General features: G+C 48.9%; 14 protein-coding genes and 3 tRNA genes. 9 read left to right on the top strand and 8 right to left on the bottom strand.

The annotated features are described in order from the left end of the window. The first annotated feature begins 9 nt into the window (after positions 1 to 9). The gene (locus GWG06_RS05730) at positions 10 to 978 is read left to right on the top strand and encodes a YpdA family putative bacillithiol disulfide reductase (protein WP_160711904.1); all 969 of its coding nucleotides are present in this window, start codon (positions 10 to 12) and stop codon (positions 976 to 978) included. Positions 979 to 1,127: 149 nt separating this feature from the next. Here the strand turns inward: GWG06_RS05730 and murB are convergent, their stop codons facing one another. Further along, positions 1,128 to 2,141: a UDP-N-acetylmuramate dehydrogenase gene (murB, locus tag GWG06_RS05725; RefSeq protein WP_235938160.1), complete on the bottom strand. Its 1,014-nt coding sequence runs from the start codon at positions 2,139 to 2,141 to the stop codon at positions 1,128 to 1,130. A 65-nt stretch (positions 2,142 to 2,206) separates the two neighbouring features. Here murB and GWG06_RS05720 point away from each other — a divergent pair, with 65 nt between their 5' ends. Together GWG06_RS05720 and GWG06_RS05715 are read left to right on the top strand one after the other, a co-directional pair. After that, on the top strand, positions 2,207 to 2,866 hold the full coding sequence (locus GWG06_RS05720; protein ID WP_160711902.1) for an NAD(P)H-binding protein: 660 nt from the start codon (positions 2,207 to 2,209) through the stop codon (positions 2,864 to 2,866). Positions 2,867 to 2,880: 14 nt separating this feature from the next. Next, complete coding sequence (locus GWG06_RS05715) at positions 2,881 to 4,845, top strand: hypothetical protein (protein ID WP_160711900.1); 1,965 nt, start codon at positions 2,881 to 2,883, stop codon at positions 4,843 to 4,845. 9 nt (positions 4,846 to 4,854) lie between these two features. On the opposite strand, the gene priA is transcribed toward GWG06_RS05715, so the two are convergent. The 3 genes from priA to GWG06_RS05700 form a co-directional block, all read right to left on the bottom strand. Further along, a complete protein-coding gene (gene priA, locus GWG06_RS05710; RefSeq protein WP_160711898.1) occupies positions 4,855 to 7,296 on the bottom strand; it encodes a replication restart helicase PriA in 2,442 nt (813 codons plus the stop codon). Beyond that, entirely contained in the window at positions 7,293 to 8,060 is a 768-nt protein-coding gene (locus GWG06_RS05705) for a lysophospholipid acyltransferase family protein (RefSeq protein WP_127042695.1), read from the bottom strand. Before GWG06_RS05705 ends, priA begins: the two co-directional genes overlap by 4 nt. Positions 8,061 to 8,231: 171 nt before the next feature. Further along, entirely contained in the window at positions 8,232 to 8,678 is a 447-nt protein-coding gene (locus GWG06_RS05700) for a DUF4258 domain-containing protein (RefSeq protein WP_127042697.1), read from the bottom strand. A gap of 90 nt (positions 8,679 to 8,768) precedes the next feature. Between GWG06_RS05700 and mtaB the strand changes: the two genes are divergently transcribed. Next, entirely contained in the window at positions 8,769 to 10,046 is a 1,278-nt protein-coding gene (gene mtaB / locus GWG06_RS05695) for a tRNA (N(6)-L-threonylcarbamoyladenosine(37)-C(2))-methylthiotransferase MtaB (RefSeq protein ID WP_160711896.1), read from the top strand. A gap of 127 nt (positions 10,047 to 10,173) precedes the next feature. On the opposite strand, the gene GWG06_RS05690 is transcribed toward mtaB, so the two are convergent. From GWG06_RS05690 to GWG06_RS05680, 3 genes are read right to left on the bottom strand one after another with little or no spacing between them, the layout of a single operon-like run. After that, positions 10,174 to 10,779, bottom strand: a complete 606-nt coding sequence (locus GWG06_RS05690) for a DinB family protein (protein WP_127042997.1) — start codon at positions 10,777 to 10,779, stop codon at positions 10,174 to 10,176. A 47-nt stretch (positions 10,780 to 10,826) separates the two neighbouring features. Continuing rightward, the gene (gene aat / locus GWG06_RS05685) at positions 10,827 to 11,465 is read right to left on the bottom strand and encodes a leucyl/phenylalanyl-tRNA--protein transferase (protein WP_160711894.1); all 639 of its coding nucleotides are present in this window, start codon (positions 11,463 to 11,465) and stop codon (positions 10,827 to 10,829) included. A gap of 18 nt (positions 11,466 to 11,483) precedes the next feature. Then, positions 11,484 to 11,792 carry an ATP-dependent Clp protease adaptor ClpS gene (locus tag GWG06_RS05680; protein WP_127042993.1) on the bottom strand — a complete coding sequence of 103 codons (309 nt, stop codon included), beginning with the start codon at positions 11,790 to 11,792 and terminating at the stop codon, positions 11,484 to 11,486. Between the two features lie 242 nt (positions 11,793 to 12,034). Here GWG06_RS05680 and GWG06_RS05675 point away from each other — a divergent pair, with 242 nt between their 5' ends. The 4 genes from GWG06_RS05675 (at position 12,035) to GWG06_RS05660 (ending at position 14,676) form a co-directional block, all read left to right on the top strand. Further along, positions 12,035 to 14,188 (top strand): cation:proton antiporter, encoded by a 2,154-nt coding sequence (locus tag GWG06_RS05675; RefSeq protein ID WP_127042991.1) that lies wholly within the window; start codon positions 12,035 to 12,037, stop codon positions 14,186 to 14,188. 202 nt (positions 14,189 to 14,390) lie between these two features. Continuing rightward, positions 14,391 to 14,468, top strand: a tRNA-Val gene (locus tag GWG06_RS05670). A gap of 28 nt (positions 14,469 to 14,496) precedes the next feature. Continuing rightward, positions 14,497 to 14,571 (top strand) — tRNA-Val (locus GWG06_RS05665). 30 nt (positions 14,572 to 14,601) lie between these two features. After that, positions 14,602 to 14,676: transfer RNA gene (locus GWG06_RS05660), tRNA-Val, on the top strand. A gap of 184 nt (positions 14,677 to 14,860) precedes the next feature. On the opposite strand, the gene GWG06_RS05655 is transcribed toward GWG06_RS05660, so the two are convergent. Beyond that, positions 14,861 to 15,793 (bottom strand): hypothetical protein, encoded by a 933-nt coding sequence (locus GWG06_RS05655; RefSeq protein WP_127042989.1) that lies wholly within the window; start codon positions 15,791 to 15,793, stop codon positions 14,861 to 14,863. Positions 15,794 to 15,925: 132 nt separating this feature from the next. Between GWG06_RS05655 and GWG06_RS05650 the strand changes: the two genes are divergently transcribed. Further along, complete coding sequence (locus GWG06_RS05650) at positions 15,926 to 16,585, top strand: metal-dependent transcriptional regulator (RefSeq protein WP_160711892.1); 660 nt, start codon at positions 15,926 to 15,928, stop codon at positions 16,583 to 16,585. Positions 16,586 to 16,710 lie beyond the last annotated feature (125 nt).

The following is a 16,710-nucleotide window of genomic DNA, read 5'->3' as shown; positions in this document are numbered from 1 at the left end:
CTTACGCTTATGGCTGCTGCTTTTGATGTTCTGATAATAGGTGGAGGTCCGATAGGTATTGCCTGCGGACTGGCTGCGAAAAAAGCAGGACTGCAATATACAATTGTGGAGAAAGGATGTCTTGTAAACTCCCTGTATAATTACCCGCTGTATATGACCTTCTTTTCCACTTCAGAGAGGCTGGAAGTCGGCGGTATCCCTTTCGTATCCATCAACCCCAAGCCGGGAAGGCCGGAAGCACTGGAATACTACCGCCGGGTAGCTACCTCGGAAGACCTGCGGCTGCAGCTTTTTGAAGAAGTGCTGGAAATAACACCCAATGCCGGTCAGTATATCGTACAGACCAGCAGGAACACCTATCATACCCGCAACGTTATTATCGCCACCGGGTTCTATGATATTCCCAACCTGCTCGATGTTCCCGGTGAACATCTTCCCAAAGTGACCCACTACTACAAGGATCCCCATTACTATGCCACCCGTAAGGTGATAGTGATAGGCGCTCATAATTCCGCCGTAGACGCCGCCCTGGAAACCTACCGCCGCGGCGCACAGGTCACCATGGTCATCCGTGACAAAGAGATCGGTAACCGCGTCAAATACTGGGTAAAACCTGATATCGAAAACAGGATCAGAGAAGGCAGCATTACCGCCCATTTCAATTCAACGGTAACGGCTATACGGGAAAATGAAGCAGATATTGCCACCCCGGAAGGCAATATAACCATCGCCAACGATTTCGTTATCGCCATGACTGGCTACCAGCCCAACTTCCGGCTGCTGGAGAAAGCAGGCATTCTGCTTTCTGACGATGGCAAAAAAGTTCCTGCCTATCATCCCCTGACCATGGAAACCAATATGCCACACATCTACCTGGCCGGCGTTGTATGCGGCGGTATGAATACACATTTGTGGTTTATTGAAAACTCCAGGGAACACGCGGATAGGATAATAGGGGATATTATGCAGAACAGATAGGTTTTAAATTACGAATTGCGAATTACGAATTACGAATGTAGCAGCGAAGATTAAAACGAAGATTAAAGGAGATGTTTAATTGTTACCTCCTTTAATCTTCGTTTTAATCTTCGCTGCTACATTCGTAATTCGCAATTCGTAATTCGCAATTAAACAATATTTACTTCCCGTTCCAGCGCAACTCCAAACTTCTCCTGCACGCTGTCCAGTACATCCTGGGAGAGCTGATAGATTTCATGGCCGGTAGCGTTGCCGTAGTTGACCAGTACGAGTGCCTGGGAGGCATGTACGCCGGCATCGCCGTTACGGAATCCTTTCCAGCCACACTCTTCAATCAGCCAGCCGGCTGCCAGCTTATAACGGCCGTTCTCTAACGGATACGCCACTACGCCGGGGAAGGAGGCTCTCAGCGATTCATATTTTGCCAGGTCAACGGTAGGATTTTTAAAGAAACTGCCTGCATTGCCGATCTTCGCGGGGTCCGGCAGCTTGGACTGGCGGATATTAATCACCGCCTGACTGATAGCCTGGATAGACAGCTCTGTTACATGCATCCGCTCCAGCTCCTGATTGATGGCGCCGTAGCTGGTATTGAAGCTGGGCTGTTTGCAGAGCTTATAGGTGACGTTTAATATGGCAAACTGATCTTTATACTCTTTTTTGAAAACACTCTCTCGGTAACCGAATTTACAATCCGGGTTATTGAAGGTTACTACGCTGTGATCCTTCAGGTGTAAGGCTTCCAGCTGATGAAAGGTATCTTTTATTTCCATACCGTAGGCGCCTATATTCTGCATCGGACTCGCGCCGACATTACCTGGGATGAGAGAGAGATTTTCCAGTCCGGCCAGGTTCAGAGAGATACAATGCCGTACAAACCCGTGCCAGTTCTCGCCTGCGCCGGCTTTGACATATATAAATTCTTCATCTTCCCCTGTTATTTCAATTCCTTTGATATTATTTTTAAGTATCAGACCATTGTAATCCTGCGTGAACAGGATGTTACTGCCACCACCCAGGATCATCAGCGGTAATGTACTGCTACGGGTATCATGCAACAAAGCCTTCAACGCTTCCGTTCCGCTGAAGTCAGCAAAATAACGGGCTGTGGCAGCAATACCAAAAGTGTTATAGGGCTGAAGCAGTACATTTTCTGATATCATAATAGCTTAACTTTATAATCGGCAAATATAGCCATGTAATAGCTATTTTCTGTAACTGAATTTTTATGAATAAGACAGCTGTTGTAATAGGAGCTACGGGACTTACCGGCACTCACCTGGTGGCGGCATTGCTGCATGATGACTACTTCAGTAAGGTGAAAGTACTGGTACGCAACCCCTGGGTACATCCGAGGCCCGGCCTGGAAAGTATTATCGTTGATTTTGAAGATGAAGAAAGCCTGGCGGCCGCCATACAGGGCGATGTATTATTCTGCTGTATCGGTACCACCATCAGGAAAGCCGGCACACAGGAACGCTTCCGCGAGGTAGATTATGATATTCCGGTGAGATGCGCCCGTATTGCACACCGCCATCATATCCCGCAGTTCCTGATGATTTCTTCCATCGGCGCTAATCCTTCTTCCCGCAATTTTTACCTCCGCACAAAAGGACAGGTTGAAGAAACCGTACTGAAAACAGGGTTCGACGGCGTATATATTTTTCGTCCCTCCATCATTGTGGATCAACGCAATGAGTCACGCTGGAAAGAAGCAGCCGGCAAATATCTTATCCAGTTGTTTTACTTTTTACTACAGGGAAGATGGAAAAAATACAGGGGCATCAAAGCCGCCACTATAGCCAATGCTATGGTGAGAGTAGCCAAACAGTTTGACCCCGGCGTACATATTTTTGAATCCGATGCCATACAAAACTTAGGAATTTGATACTTTTAACCTGTATGAAACGATTTATATGCTCAATAATAGCCGCAGCCCTCACGCCCTTGTTTGCTGCTGCACAGATCAATACTTACTTTCCCGACACCTGGAAAGATAAGCCGCAACCCGAAACGGTCGGCCCGCAGCAGGCTCCTTACTTTATCACCGACTACAAAATAGTACGCGATTTCAACACCTCCGCCCGTGATAAGGCAGATGCTGTTTCTCACTACAGAAGCGTCTATAAAAAGGTACATATCAATACGCAGGCCGGCGCCGACAGCCTTACGCAGCTGGTGCTAACCCTGGAGACGGACGAAGCCCTGCGCGGATTCCGTATCCGTGTAATTGCACCGGACGGTTCCTCCGCCAACCTCACCGATCAGACACGTACCCTGAAACTCAACGACGGCCGCCAGGCTATTGTTGTCAACGGTTTCAGAACACAGGCCGGATTTGACCTGGAATATGAACTGAGTCTGAAAGTACAGTACAACTACGCCGGCTCTGAAATTACCCAGTCTGCCATTGCCACCGCCGCAGCGGATTTCATGCTGGTAGCGCCTAAAGACCTGCGCTTCCGTTTCAGCAGCGTGAACGGCGCTCCGGCAGTACATGACAGCATATCCGGCAACAGCCGTATACACCGCCTGCACAGTACGCAGATACCAGCCCTGCTGCCCAATGACCTGTTTTATTATCTGCCGCAGCTGCAGCGGGTGGATTTCTCCATGGAGTCAGCCATCAGCGGCAGAGATACCACCAGGCTCACCTGGCAGCGGTTTGCAGAAGAAAATTATATTCCCTTTGTGGCTGTCAGCAAAGCAGAATTCAAACAACTGGAAAAAGAACTGGACAGATGGCCCTTCCTGAAACAACGCAGGCAGGAATCCCAGCTGATCTATCTGATAGAACAATATATCAAGAGTAATTACAAACTGGTATCTCCGGCAGAATTTTTTGAGCAGCCGGATCTCACTACCATCATACGCAGAAAACAAACAGATAACGTGGGTATGGTACGCCTCATGAATGCGGTGTATTACATGCTGGGCATTCCGGTGAACATACTCTTCACCTCCACCCGTGATACCGTGCCGCTGAACGAAAACCTGGTGAATCAGGCAGCCGCCAAAAATGTACTGCTGTATTTCCCTACACAACAACAGGCGCTGGCGCCAACGGAGATGACTACACGCTATCCGTGTTACCCGGCACTGTGGACCAGTATTCCCGCACTCCGCTGCCGCGATACGCTGATCGGCACGGAGAACAAGGTACTGACTTCTTTTATCACCACGCCTGTACCGCCTTATACGCTCAGCAGCAGTACGCTGGAAGCTACGCTCGCTGATGTTACCAACCCTGTATGGCAGGTAACACAGTCCTACGGCGGTTATGCGGCTACCAATATCAAAAGTGCCTTTGGCAAAGCTACTACGGAAGAGCTGCGCTCCGGCATATTCAACGCGCTGCTGCCATTTGCGCCGGGTATGCGGAAACCGGTATCCGTACAGGCTCAGAATGAAACGTTCACCCCTGCACCACTGGATAAGCCGGTGGTTATCACCAGCACGCTGCAAACGCCTTCCGCCGTGGTGCAGGATGGCAATACCATCACCATAGAGACAGGGCCGCTGCTCACCGGTAAACAGGACTATCAGCTGGAAATGCCTGACAATCCCTATCCCGTAGAAATTGCTTTCCCTTACTACCAGGAAAGACGCCTCCATATCGATCTTCCGGCAGGTTATACATTAGCCAACAAAGCGGATTTTACGGTAGACATCAGCCGTACGGAAGGCGCCAAACCGGTAATGGGCCTGAAAATGAGAAGTGAGCAGGAAAATAACCGGTTGCATATCTATACCATTGAATGGTACAGCCAGCCGGTGTTTACTGGAGCCGCCAAAGAAACATTCGGGCAGATGCTGGAACAGCTGAAACGCTCGAAACAGTTGCGGCTGGTACTGAAGAAGCAATAACGGGAAAGACTATACGCAATCTACATCCGGCACAATCACCACTGAGCGGAATCTTTTTTCTGCCAGCAGGTGTACAAAAAACTCGCGGAGCACCTGTTTGATATGTGCTATCACACGTGCTTCGCGGGGTAATTTAATCAGCATCTCCTGCAGATAGTTGTTACGCACCCTGGCGACCAGCGGAGCGGCAGGCCCCACCAATTGTGCGCCCAGATGCGGCTGCAGCCATCCTGCCAGGATATGCGCCGCCTGCTCCACCACCTGCTGATTCTTATGTCGCAATGTTAATTTCAGTACTCTGAAGAAGGGAGGATACCCAAACTGCTGCCGTTCGGCTATCTCTGATTCGTACATGCTTTTGTAATCGTGGTCTGTCACATACTGTAATACCGGATGCCGGGTATTGCCTGCCTGTATCAGCACTTTCCCCATGCCGTGTTTACGGCCGGCACGGCCGCTTACCTGTTCCATCAGCTGGAAGGCGCGTTCATTCACGCGGAAATCCGGATAGCTGAGCAGGCTGTCGGCACTGAGGATGCCTACCAGATTTACATTCTCGAAGTCCAGCCCTTTCACCACCATTTGTGTACCTACCAGTATATCTATTGCCTGTTCTTCCAGCAGCCGTATCATTTTGTTGTGGCTGTCCTTATTCCTGATAGAGTCTACATCCATGCGGGCGATGCGTGCTTCCGGAAAGAGTAGCTGCAGGTCGTCTTCAATTTTTTCGGTACCGAAGCTGCGGGGCACCAGGGATTGCGAGCCGCAGGCTTCGCAGGTATATACGTATGGGTAGCGTGTACCGCAGTAGTGGCAGTGCAGTTTATCCTGGTTGCGGTGATAGGTCAGCGATACATCGCACTGCTTGCAATGCGGTATCCAGCCACAGGTAGTACAAAGCAGGAAGGGAGCGTATCCGCGCCTGTTCTGAAAAAGTATGACCTGTTTTTTTTCCTCCAGGCTTTGCGCGATAGCGGTTTTCAGCGCCTGTGTGAAGTTGCCGTCCATCGTTTTTTCCGCTGTCTCTTTCTTCACATCCACAATATCGATGGCGGGCATTTCAATACCGCCGTAGCGCTCTTTCAGCTCTACCAAACCGTATTTGCCCTGCTGTGCATTGTAATAGGATTCGAGCGACGGCGTGGCGGAGCCCAGCAGCACCTTTGCTTTAAAGAGACTGGCATAATAGATGGCCGCATCTCTGGCATGGTAGCGGGGAGCCGGGTCCTGTTGTTTATAGGAGGGATCGTGTTCTTCGTCGAGGATGATAAGCCCCAGGTCACGGAAAGGGAGCAGCAGGCTGGAACGCGCGCCCAGCACTATCTGTACTTCGCCGTTCTTTACCTTGTTCCAGATTTCCACACGTTCATTATTGCTGAAGCGGGAGTGGTATATGCTGATACTGCTGCCAAAATGTTTCTGCAGCCTGGTGATGATCTGTGCCGTGAGCGCTATCTCCGGCAGCAGGTAAAGGACCTGCCGGCCGCTGGCCAGGCATTCTTCCATCATCTTCACATACACCTGTGTTTTACCGCTGGAGGTGACACCATGCAGCAGGGTTACCTGCTTTTCTTCAAAGTGCCGGCGCACCGCCTGCAGGGCCACTTCCTGGGCCGGGCTGAGGTCAAAATCTATCTGTGTATCTACCTTACCGGTGCGGATACGGTCTACCACCCGCTTTTCCACCCAGAGGATATTTTTATCCACCAGCCCTTTCAGTTGTGCGGTGGTGGCGCCTGACTTTTTCAGCAGTTCATTCTGTAATACGCTGCCGGTAGTTTTCTGCAGGTGCAGGTAAGCCAGCAGTAGTTCCATCTGTTTGGGCGCGCGGCCCATATCGTTGAAAAGTGCCGCCAGCCGTTCTTCCTCGTGGTAGTCGGCATGCAGCTGCACATAATTTTCTGTCTTCTCTTTATAAACTTCTTTTAGTTCTTCATAAATCAGGCATACTTTTTTTTCTATCAGTTTTTTGATGACAGAATATACTTCTGATTTATCCAGAATCAGTTGTACTTCCTCAATACGCAACTCTTTACGGATCAGCAGGGCTTCTGCGATCATGTATTCATCATCGTCGAGGGAGGAGAAATCTTCTCCGTAAGCATCATTATATAACAGCAGCGTTTCGCTGGAAAGCTTGAGGTGTGCGGGCAGCGCCGCATTGAGTACTTCGCCTTCGCTGCACATGTAATAAGCGGCCACCCATGTCCAGAAGTCTAACTGTGTAGGATATACGACGGGATCCTTATCCAGCATATCCAGCAGGGGCTTGGTTTTATACAGGGGCGCCTGTTCATGGACAGCCTTTACGATGCCGGCATATTTTTTCTGTTTCCCCAGCTGTACAGCCACGCGGCACCCTGCCTGCAAAGCATGCTCCATGCTTTCAGGCACTGCATAAGTGTAATTTTTGGGTAACGCCAGCGGCAATATTACATCTGCGTATTTCATCCTACGTGTTGCAAGGTGGGATAATGGCGATGTTTCCGCAGTTCCTTATCCATGACTTCAAATACCTGTTGTTTCAGGGTGTTGATATCATCAAGGGTTAAGCCTTTTACCGGAATGTTCGGCAGGAACACCACACGGCATTTGCCGGGCGAGAGGTTCATGGGGCCGGTATGAGGCAGCCTGTCACCTGCATCGAGGTACAGTACCGGTTTGATAGGTATCTGCATTTCTATGGCCATACGGAATGCGCCGTTATGGAATGGGCGCAGCGGCTGATCGCTTTCGTTGGTAGTGCCTTCAGGAAACATGAGAATAGATATACCTGCTTTCAGGGCTGTCATCATCTCACGTACGCTTCTGGCGCGGGCGGGCGCATTGGAGCGGTCTACCGCCACTACAGAGTTTTTATAGATAAATCCGAAGAAGGGAATTTTAGACATTTCAATCTTACCGAGCGGGCGGAACGGCAGCCGCATCACTTTTACGGCAATAGCGGCATCCAGGTAAGAACGGTGATTCACTACATAAATACAGGGTTCATTATCTTTTTCACACTCATACCTGCGGGTAACACGCATCCCCACCATCGGAAACCAGACATGTGCCCAGAAACGCAGAAAATAAAAAATGATATTTCCGCCCTTCTCCTTACCCAGCAGGGAAGCCAGAAAGATAGGCGGCAATATCAGGAACATAATGCCCAGGAAAACGATAGCGGCGTACACTACATAGATTACACGCAACGGTTTCAATAAAAAATTCATAAACGCCAATGGGAGGTTTAAATTAAGGCGGAAAACTACGATTTTTAATTATGAATTGCGAATTACGAATTACGAATTACGAATGAGGAGCGAAGATTTAAGCGATAAAGAATTTACTTCTTCGCTTAAATCTTCGCTCCTCATTCGTAATTCGCAATTCGTAATTCGTAATTATTCACATGCGCAGCTCCAGTCTTTCTCCAGATCTATACACGTAATTACCTTCGCGTGTGCTGCATCGCAGGGGGCGAAGACTATACGCAGATGCTGTCCTTCGTGGGAATAGCCTTCCAGCGCGTAGGTTGGGCAGGGCCGGTCGTTCAGGTTGGATTTTCCGGCATTTATTTCTCCTTTGGCAAGAATTTCAGCTACTTCTTCTTTGGTCACGTGCCGGCAATCCATGCGGCAGAGGGCATGGCGGGTATATTCCAGAGAGGCGCTGCGGTTCAGTCCGGCCTCCGGAACGGCAACGGCGGTTCCGGGCTGCGGAACAACAACGGGCTTGGCAACAGGCGTTCCACGCCCGCTTTGTTTCCACCAGTTCTGTTTCCATCCGGCGATCAGTAATAAGGCTAAAAGCGCAACTGGCAGATATTTTTGCAGCGATCTCATATTCATGTAACGGCCTGTCTTTTGAAAAGCGCCGTAAATTACTTAAAATTCCTTACCAAACTATGACACAAAAAGTTGCTACCTTTGCCCTCCTTTATGGAACAGGTAAAAACAGTAGCATTTCATACACTCGGCTGTAAGCTGAATTTTTCAGAGACCTCCTCTTTGAGCAGGTTGCTGGAACAGGATGGGTTTGTAAAGACGGATTTCGATAATACAGCAGATGTATATGTTATCAACACCTGCTCTGTAACAGATAATGCCGACAAGGAATGCCGGCAGCTGGTACGCCGCATTCAGCGCCGCGCACCGGAAAGCATGGTAGTCATCACCGGCTGCTATGCGCAGCTGAAACCACAGGAAATTGCCTCCATCGAGGGCGTGGATCTCGTACTGGGCGCTGCCGAGAAGTTCAATATCGCGGAACACCTTAAAACGCTCACCAAGGGAGACAGTGCCAAAATCTGCTCCTGCGATATTGAAGAGGTCAATACCTTCCACTCTTCCTATTCCGTAAACGACCGCACCCGCACCTTCCTGAAAGTACAGGATGGCTGCGACTACGGCTGCACCTTCTGCACCATACCCATGGCCAGAGGTAAAAGCCGCAGCGACAGTGTTGAAAGCGTTGCAGCACATGCGCGCTCCCTGGCTGCCAACGGCGTAAAGGAAATAGTACTCACCGGCGTCAACCTGGGCGATTTCGGTAAAGGACTCCATGGCGGCAAAAAAAGAGAAGAATCATTCTATGAGCTGATACAGGTGCTGGATGAGGTAGACGGTATCGAACGTTACCGCATATCCTCCATAGAACCCAACCTGCTCAGCAACGAAATCATCACCTTTGTGGCCGGCAGCCGCAAGTTTATGCCCCACTTCCATATTCCGCTGCAAAGCGGCAATAATGAAATACTGGGCCTCATGCGCCGCCGCTACCGCCGGGAACTATACGCAGAGAAAGTAGCGCTCATCAAGGAAATTATGCCGCACTGCTCCATCGGCGTAGATGTGATCGTTGGCTTCCCCTCCGAAAGCGACGCACACTTCCAGGATACCTACGATTTCCTGCATCAGCTGGACGTTTCCTACCTGCACGTATTCACCTACTCAGAGCGCGCCAATACACCCGCACTGGAGATACAGCCGGTAGTACCCATAAATATCCGCCACGAACGCAACAAAATGCTGCGTAACCTCAGCCATAAAAAACAACAGTTCTTCCAGGAACAACACCTGAACCAGACCCGCAAAGTACTCTTCGAAGGGCAAAACAAGGAAGGCATGATGGAAGGCTACACAGATAACTACATCAGAATAGTAACTCCCCACCGCCAGGAATGGGTTAACCAGCTGGTAGATTGGGAGCTCCGCTAATCATTTTATTATTTTATTATTTGAGATTTAAATAAAGCGAAGACCTGAGCGGAATAATATCTGCTCAGGTCTTCGCTTTATTTAAATCTCAAATAATAAAATAACCAAATAATAAAATGAACCGGGTTTATTTCGGGAATCCCGCATCCCCTTTTACCTCATCAATTTGTTTGGTGTGGCGTACGGTGTGGGCGGCATCGAGCAGCAGGAGCTGATAAGCGTCCATGGGGCCGAAAGCGGGGTTGTCCATAACGTGGCCGCGCATGTCGTCTTTGGTATTGGATACATAGCCGATCAGCTGGTCACGTTGTTCTGTAAAGGCTTTGATGAGGTCTGCGGTGGAGGTGTAGGCATGTTTCGGTTGTCCGAATTCAGGCGCCTTAGCTTTATGGCTGCGGTCTTCCACACCTTTCAGCAGTTGATCATCGGTGATTTTGATCTCTTTTCTTTTTTCCGGGTTAGCGGGTTGTTCCATCATTTTCTTTTCTGCATCCATCATGAATTTTTCAACCATCATGATGTGTTCTATGCATTCAGCGATGGACCAGCGGTCTGCTGCCGGCTTGTATGCCAGCTGGGCATCGGACAGGCCGCTGATATGCGCCAGCAGGCTGTCTTTCGATTGTTGCAGCTGTTGTGCCAGGAAGGCGTTATCTTTTTCCTGCAGGGATTGCTGCGGTAATGTAAAGGCAGAGAAAACAGCCACTGCCAGCAATAGGATTATTTTTTTCATGGTGGTAAATTTTAGTGCGAAATTTTTTATCAGGAAAGCAATGAAAGTTATGAAAAATCGAGGAGCTGCAGAAATTCTTCCCGGCTGATAAATGTGGCTCCCAGGGAGGCCAGGTGCTCTGTTTCCACCTGGCAGTCGATCACCTTCAGTTCATGGGCATATGCCTGTACGAAGGTGATAAACGCGGCTTTGGAAGCATTGCTGACTTCAGCAAACATCGATTCACCGAAAAAGCAGTGGCCTATTTTTATTCCGTAGAGGCCCCCGACAAGGCGGTCGTCCTGCCAGCATTCTACAGACATGGCGTGGCCTGCCTGATGCAGACGTATATAGGCTGCTTTCATTTCTGCAGTGATCCAGGTACCGGTTTGTCCGGGTCGTGCAATACGGCTGCAGCGCGCAATTACCGCAGGAAAGTCTGCATTGTAGGTAATCCTGAATCTGCCGCTCTTCAATACCTGTTTCATACTGGAAGATACCCGCAGGTTTTGGGGAAACAGCACAAAGCGGGGGTCGGGGCTCCACCATAGAATAGGCGGCTCATCAAACCAGGGGAAGATACCGGAACGGTAGGCCAGCAACAGCCGGTCGGCCGACAGATCTCCACCCACCGCCAGCAGGCCGTCGGATTCTGACAGCTGAACAGGGGGAAACACCAGTTGTTTACTCAGACGGAAAACGGTCATCAATAATAAAACTAAGGCCTATTTGTCGGCCATTTCTTCGATAGTGGCAGTGATACCTCTTTCTACCAGGGCTTCCCACATAGGGCGCAGACGGGTATATTCCCCTTCCTTTACGGCGTATTTGCCGTTATGATGAATAATCAGGGCGCATTGCTCCGCCTGCTGGTGCGTGTGGCCACACACCTCTATCAGGGAGGATATCACCCAGTCAAATGTATTTACGTCATCATTCCACACCACCAGGCTGAAGGGAAACTGCTCATCTTCCGCTATCAGCACATCTACCAGCTCCTCAGTAAATACTTCCGTGTTTGTTCTTTCGCTCATTTTTTAAAAAAGCTTTACGCGAAATTACAAGGATTATTCGTTAATTTATCCATATTTGGCAAGCGATTTTTTATTTGAGATTTGGTTATTTGAGATTTGATGGGAGATTTACGGATTTTGGAATTTTGGAATTTTGAGATTTTATAATGCAGCGAAGATCTTTGCTGATTTACAAAATCTCAAAATTCCAAAATCCGTAAATCTCCCATCAAATCTCAAATAACCAAATAAAAAAATGTTTTATGAGTAATAGCCTGGTTTTATTGATGGATGTACGGTTACCGCTGAAGGATCCCATTCCTATTTTCTCCCTCGTATTGTTTATTATTCTGCTGGCCCCTATTCTGTTGCGCAAGCTGCGCATTCCCAGTATTATAGGGTTGATTATTGCCGGGATGCTGATCGGGGAAAACGGGTTCGGGCTGATAGAAAAGAACAGTATTGATCTGTTCGGGAAGGCCGGTTTACTGTATATTATGTTCCTGGCCGGGCTGGAACTGGACATGGCAGAGTTTTTCAAAAACCGCTACCGCAGCATGGTTTTCGGTGCACTCACATTTTTCATTCCCCTGTTGCTGGGGTATGTAATATGCACCTATGTGCTGCATTTCAATTTCAAGGCTACCATCCTGATCGCCAGCATGTTCGCTACCCACACGCTGGTGGCTTATCCGCTGGCCAGCCGTCTGGGCATTACCAAAAATGAGGCTGTGACGGTAGCCGTTGGCGGTACTATCATCACCGACACTGCGGTATTGCTGATACTGGCTATCATTACCGGCGCGCAGGCAGGCAATCTCAACACCTATTTCTGGATACGCCTGGGTATTTCCCTGGCCATTTTTGCCGCTATCATCCTCTGGCTGATGCCGATATTAGGCAGATGGTTTTTTAAGAAGATTAAAGACGATAAAACATCGCATTTCATATTTGTGCTGGCATTGGTATTTGCCTCCGCCTTCCTGGCCGAACTGGCAGGCGTGGAAGGCATAATCGGCGCCTTCCTGGCGGGGCTGGCCCTCAATCAGCTGATTCCGCATACTTCGCCGCTGATGAACAGGATTGAATTTGTCGGCAATGCCATCTTCATTCCCTTCTTCCTCATCAGCGTGGGCATGCTGGTAGATCTCCGCGTACTGCTGCAGGGCACGGAAGCCCTGATTATCGCAGGTACGCTTACCGCAATGGCGCTCAGCAGCAAGTGGCTGGCCGCCTTCTTCACCCAGCTGATTTTTAAATACAGCCCTACACAACGCAACATCATCTTCGGATTGAGCAGCGCCCACGCCGCAGCTACCATTGCCGTGATACTCATCGGCTTCAACCTGCACCTGGTAAACGAGGCGGTACTCAACGGCACTGTTATCCTCATTCTGATCACCTGCATGGTAGGCTCTTTTGTAACAGAAAGCGCCGGCCGTAAACTGGCAGTACAGGACGGAGATCATAAACCGGAACTGCCCGATCAGCCGGAACGCATACTGGTACCGGTTTCCAACCCGGATAAAATAGAATCGCTGCTCGACTTCGCCGTTATGATCAAGGATGCCCACGCCCCTACGCCCATCTATCCCCTCGCCGTTGTACAGGACAATGAAGAGGCCCGTGATAAAATACACCTGACGAACAAGATGATGGAAAAAGCGATTATCCACGCAGCCGCAACAGAAAGCGACCTGCAGGTAGTCACCCGCATTGACCTCAACGTGTCGGATGGTATTGCCCGCGCCGCCAAAGAACTCATGATCAGCGATGTGATCCTGGGATGGACCGACAAAACCAGTACTACCGACCGCTGGTTCGGCACTATCTTCGGCACCACCATGGACAACGTGCTGCAGAGCGTCTGGGAAACAGTATACGTCTGCAATTTCCTGCACCCGCTCAACACCACCAAGAAGATGGTGCTGGTGCTCCCACCCAATACCGAATACGAACTGGGCTTCCTCCACTACCTGCAGAAAATGCTGCTGCTGGCCAAACAGGCCGGCGCAAAACTGCTGGTCTTTTCAACAGAAAAAACCAGACAATTCACCGAAGCATATATTGTACAGACTAAAGTCAGCGCCGATATAACCTACAAACAGTTTGATACCATGGAAGATTTCCTCATCCTCTCCCGTGATATCACACGCGATGACCTGGTGGTGATCGTGACCGCACGCAAGGGTACACTCTCCTATCATGCATACATGGAAGGTATACCGGCTAAGGTAGGCCGTCACTTCAAGGATAACAACGTGATTCTCCTCTATCCGGAACAAACAGCAACCGACTATGTGGAAGCTGGTCTGCAACCGGACGATCTAACGCTGGCGCCTATACAGGAACAACTGGCTAACCTGAATAAACTGGGTAAAGCCGTTAAACGCATCTTCAAGGGACCTAAAAAATAAAGCCCATTGATTGCTCAATTTGTGTACACTTTTGCCTTGTCAATCACTGGTTGAAAAAATTTTCATCTACCTGAAACCCTTTATACTTAACAGTTTCAGGCAGATGCGATTATAATATTTGAAAAAATATTTGGTAGAATAAAAATAGTTTATACCTTTGCAATCCCATCGAACGAAAGGCTCGGTGGTCACGAAGAAAAATGGGAGCTTAGCTCAGCTGGTTCAGAGCATCTGCCTTACAAGCAGAGGGTCACTGGTTCGAATCCAGTAGCTCCCACCACTTCAAATTTATTTAAGGATCTTTTTTAGGGAGCTTAGCTCAGCTGGTTCAGAGCATCTGCCTTACAAGCAGAGGGTCACTGGTTCGAATCCAGTAGCTCCCACACTTCATCGTCTTTAAAGGATCCTTATCAGGGAGCTTAGCTCAGCTGGTTCAGAGCATCTGCCTTACAAGCAGAGGGTCACTGGTTCGAATCCAGTAGCTCCCACTTCGTACAATAAAAAAGCCTCGCAGTTTCACTGCGGGGCTTTTTTATTGTAATTGCGAATTACGAATTGCGAATTACGAATTGCGAATTACGAATGAGGAGCGAAGATTTAAGCGAAGAAGTAAATTCTTTATCCGCTTAAATCTTCGCTCCTCATTCGTAATTCGCAATTCGTAATTCGCAATTATTTTTTCTTCCTGCCAAAGCCTCCTTCAAAGAAACACTTAATTCCTCTGTATGCGCCGCAGCCACCTATTTCGCGGATGCTTACGCGGCCGGAAGAAAATTGGAAGGAGATGCCGCAGGAGGATTCCTTGTCTTTGAATTCACCCCGGTTGCCCGCAATGTAATGGCCTTTTCCGCTCAGTTCCCCTTTGCAGTTGCCGTTATCCTTGGAGAAGGTGATGAAGAACAGGAATGTTTTGGGATCGTCGCCATCGCGGATGGAAACGATGTTCATTTCACCGGAGGTATAGTCGCCGGAGAATTTATGCTTGCGGGGTAAGGTATCAATCGGATTGAAGATCTGGCCCGGATTCGTAGGGCCGTTGGAGTTAGTCATGATCAGCTGGGTGTTGCCATCCTTGCCAACTGCATAAAACTCCTCTTTCAGTGCAGTATTGCTGCCGCTCAGTTTCTTCTCCGTACTGATTTTGATCACATTCTTACTGTCGATATTGACCCCCATCACGGATCCATCGGCACTACCGGTGTTGGCTACACGAATACGGTTCAGGTATTTGCCTTTTTTGTCCAGGAAGCAGAGATAGCCGGTGGTCTGGCTTTTTCCTACCGCTTTCAGTACCATAAAATCCACTTCATTGCCAGGGATCAGCTGCAGCGGAAACAGTTTCACGCGTTCATTTTTCCCGTAATCTCCTTTGGTAAGTGTGTCAGTCAGGAAACGGTGCACATCGGCGGTATCCACAGAAAGGGAATCGGCAAGCGGCATCCGTAATGTGTCGGCAGTCAGTTTGTAGGGAAGTACTCCGGGCGTAAACAACGCCTTGAAGTCCTCGAATGTCATGGGCTCATCGGCGCCGCCTCCAGGCTTCTTCTTGGTTTTGCAGGCCGCTAAAACTCCAATTGTCAATAATAATAACAGGTAACGCTTCATTACAAAAATTGATTCTGGGCGAAAAGTTAGATATAATTTTTATATGTGCGCTGCTAAAATCAAAAAACATACCGGATACAGAAAAAGTTCAGATTAATTATTTAGATTTGTCTAAATAATAATTTAGACGAAATGAACTTATCAGTAGCAGAAGAGAATTATGTGAAGGCCATCTATAAACTCCAGGAAGGCGATAACGTTGTCAGTACCAACGCACTGGCCTATGAACTGGACACCAAACCGGCCTCTGTAACCGATATGGCCAAAAAACTGAAAGAGAAACAGGTCATCGACTATGAAAAATATAAAGGCATCACCCTCACCGCAGAAGGCAGGAAAACGGCCCTGCAGATCGTACGGCGCCATCGCCTGTGGGAGTGCTTCCTGGTAGAGAAATTATCCTTCAGCTGGGAAGAAGTCCATGAACTTGCCGAAGAACTGGAACACGTTCGCAGCGAAAAACTCACTAACCGCCTCAGCGAATACCTGGGCAACCCTCTCATAGATCCGCACGGAGACCCGATACCCGACGCCAACGGAAAAATAACCAAACCACGCCCGCAGACTTCCCTGGACCAGGCCAACGCCAAACGCCTCGTGGTTACCGCCGTCACGGACCAATCCGTTTCCCTGCTGGCATTCCTCAATGCCAAAAGCATCAAATTAGGCACCCAGCTGGAAATTATCGCCCACTACGAATACGATAATTCCATCGAAATCAAAATCAAAAATCAGCCCACCCTGACCATCAGTGAACAGGTGGCGAAACATATAATGGTAAGACCAGTTTAACATGAATTACGAATGACGAATTGCGAATTACGAATGCGGAAGCGAAGATCAAAACGTAGATTATTAGGGATATCTGTTAAATATCACCTTTAATCTACGTTTTGATCTTCGCTTCCGCATTCGTA

It is taken from the genome of Chitinophaga solisilvae, assembly GCF_009928525.1.
Taxonomy (GTDB): domain Bacteria; phylum Bacteroidota; class Bacteroidia; order Chitinophagales; family Chitinophagaceae; genus Chitinophaga; species Chitinophaga solisilvae.
This window is presented reverse-complemented; position numbering and strand designations above follow the sequence as displayed.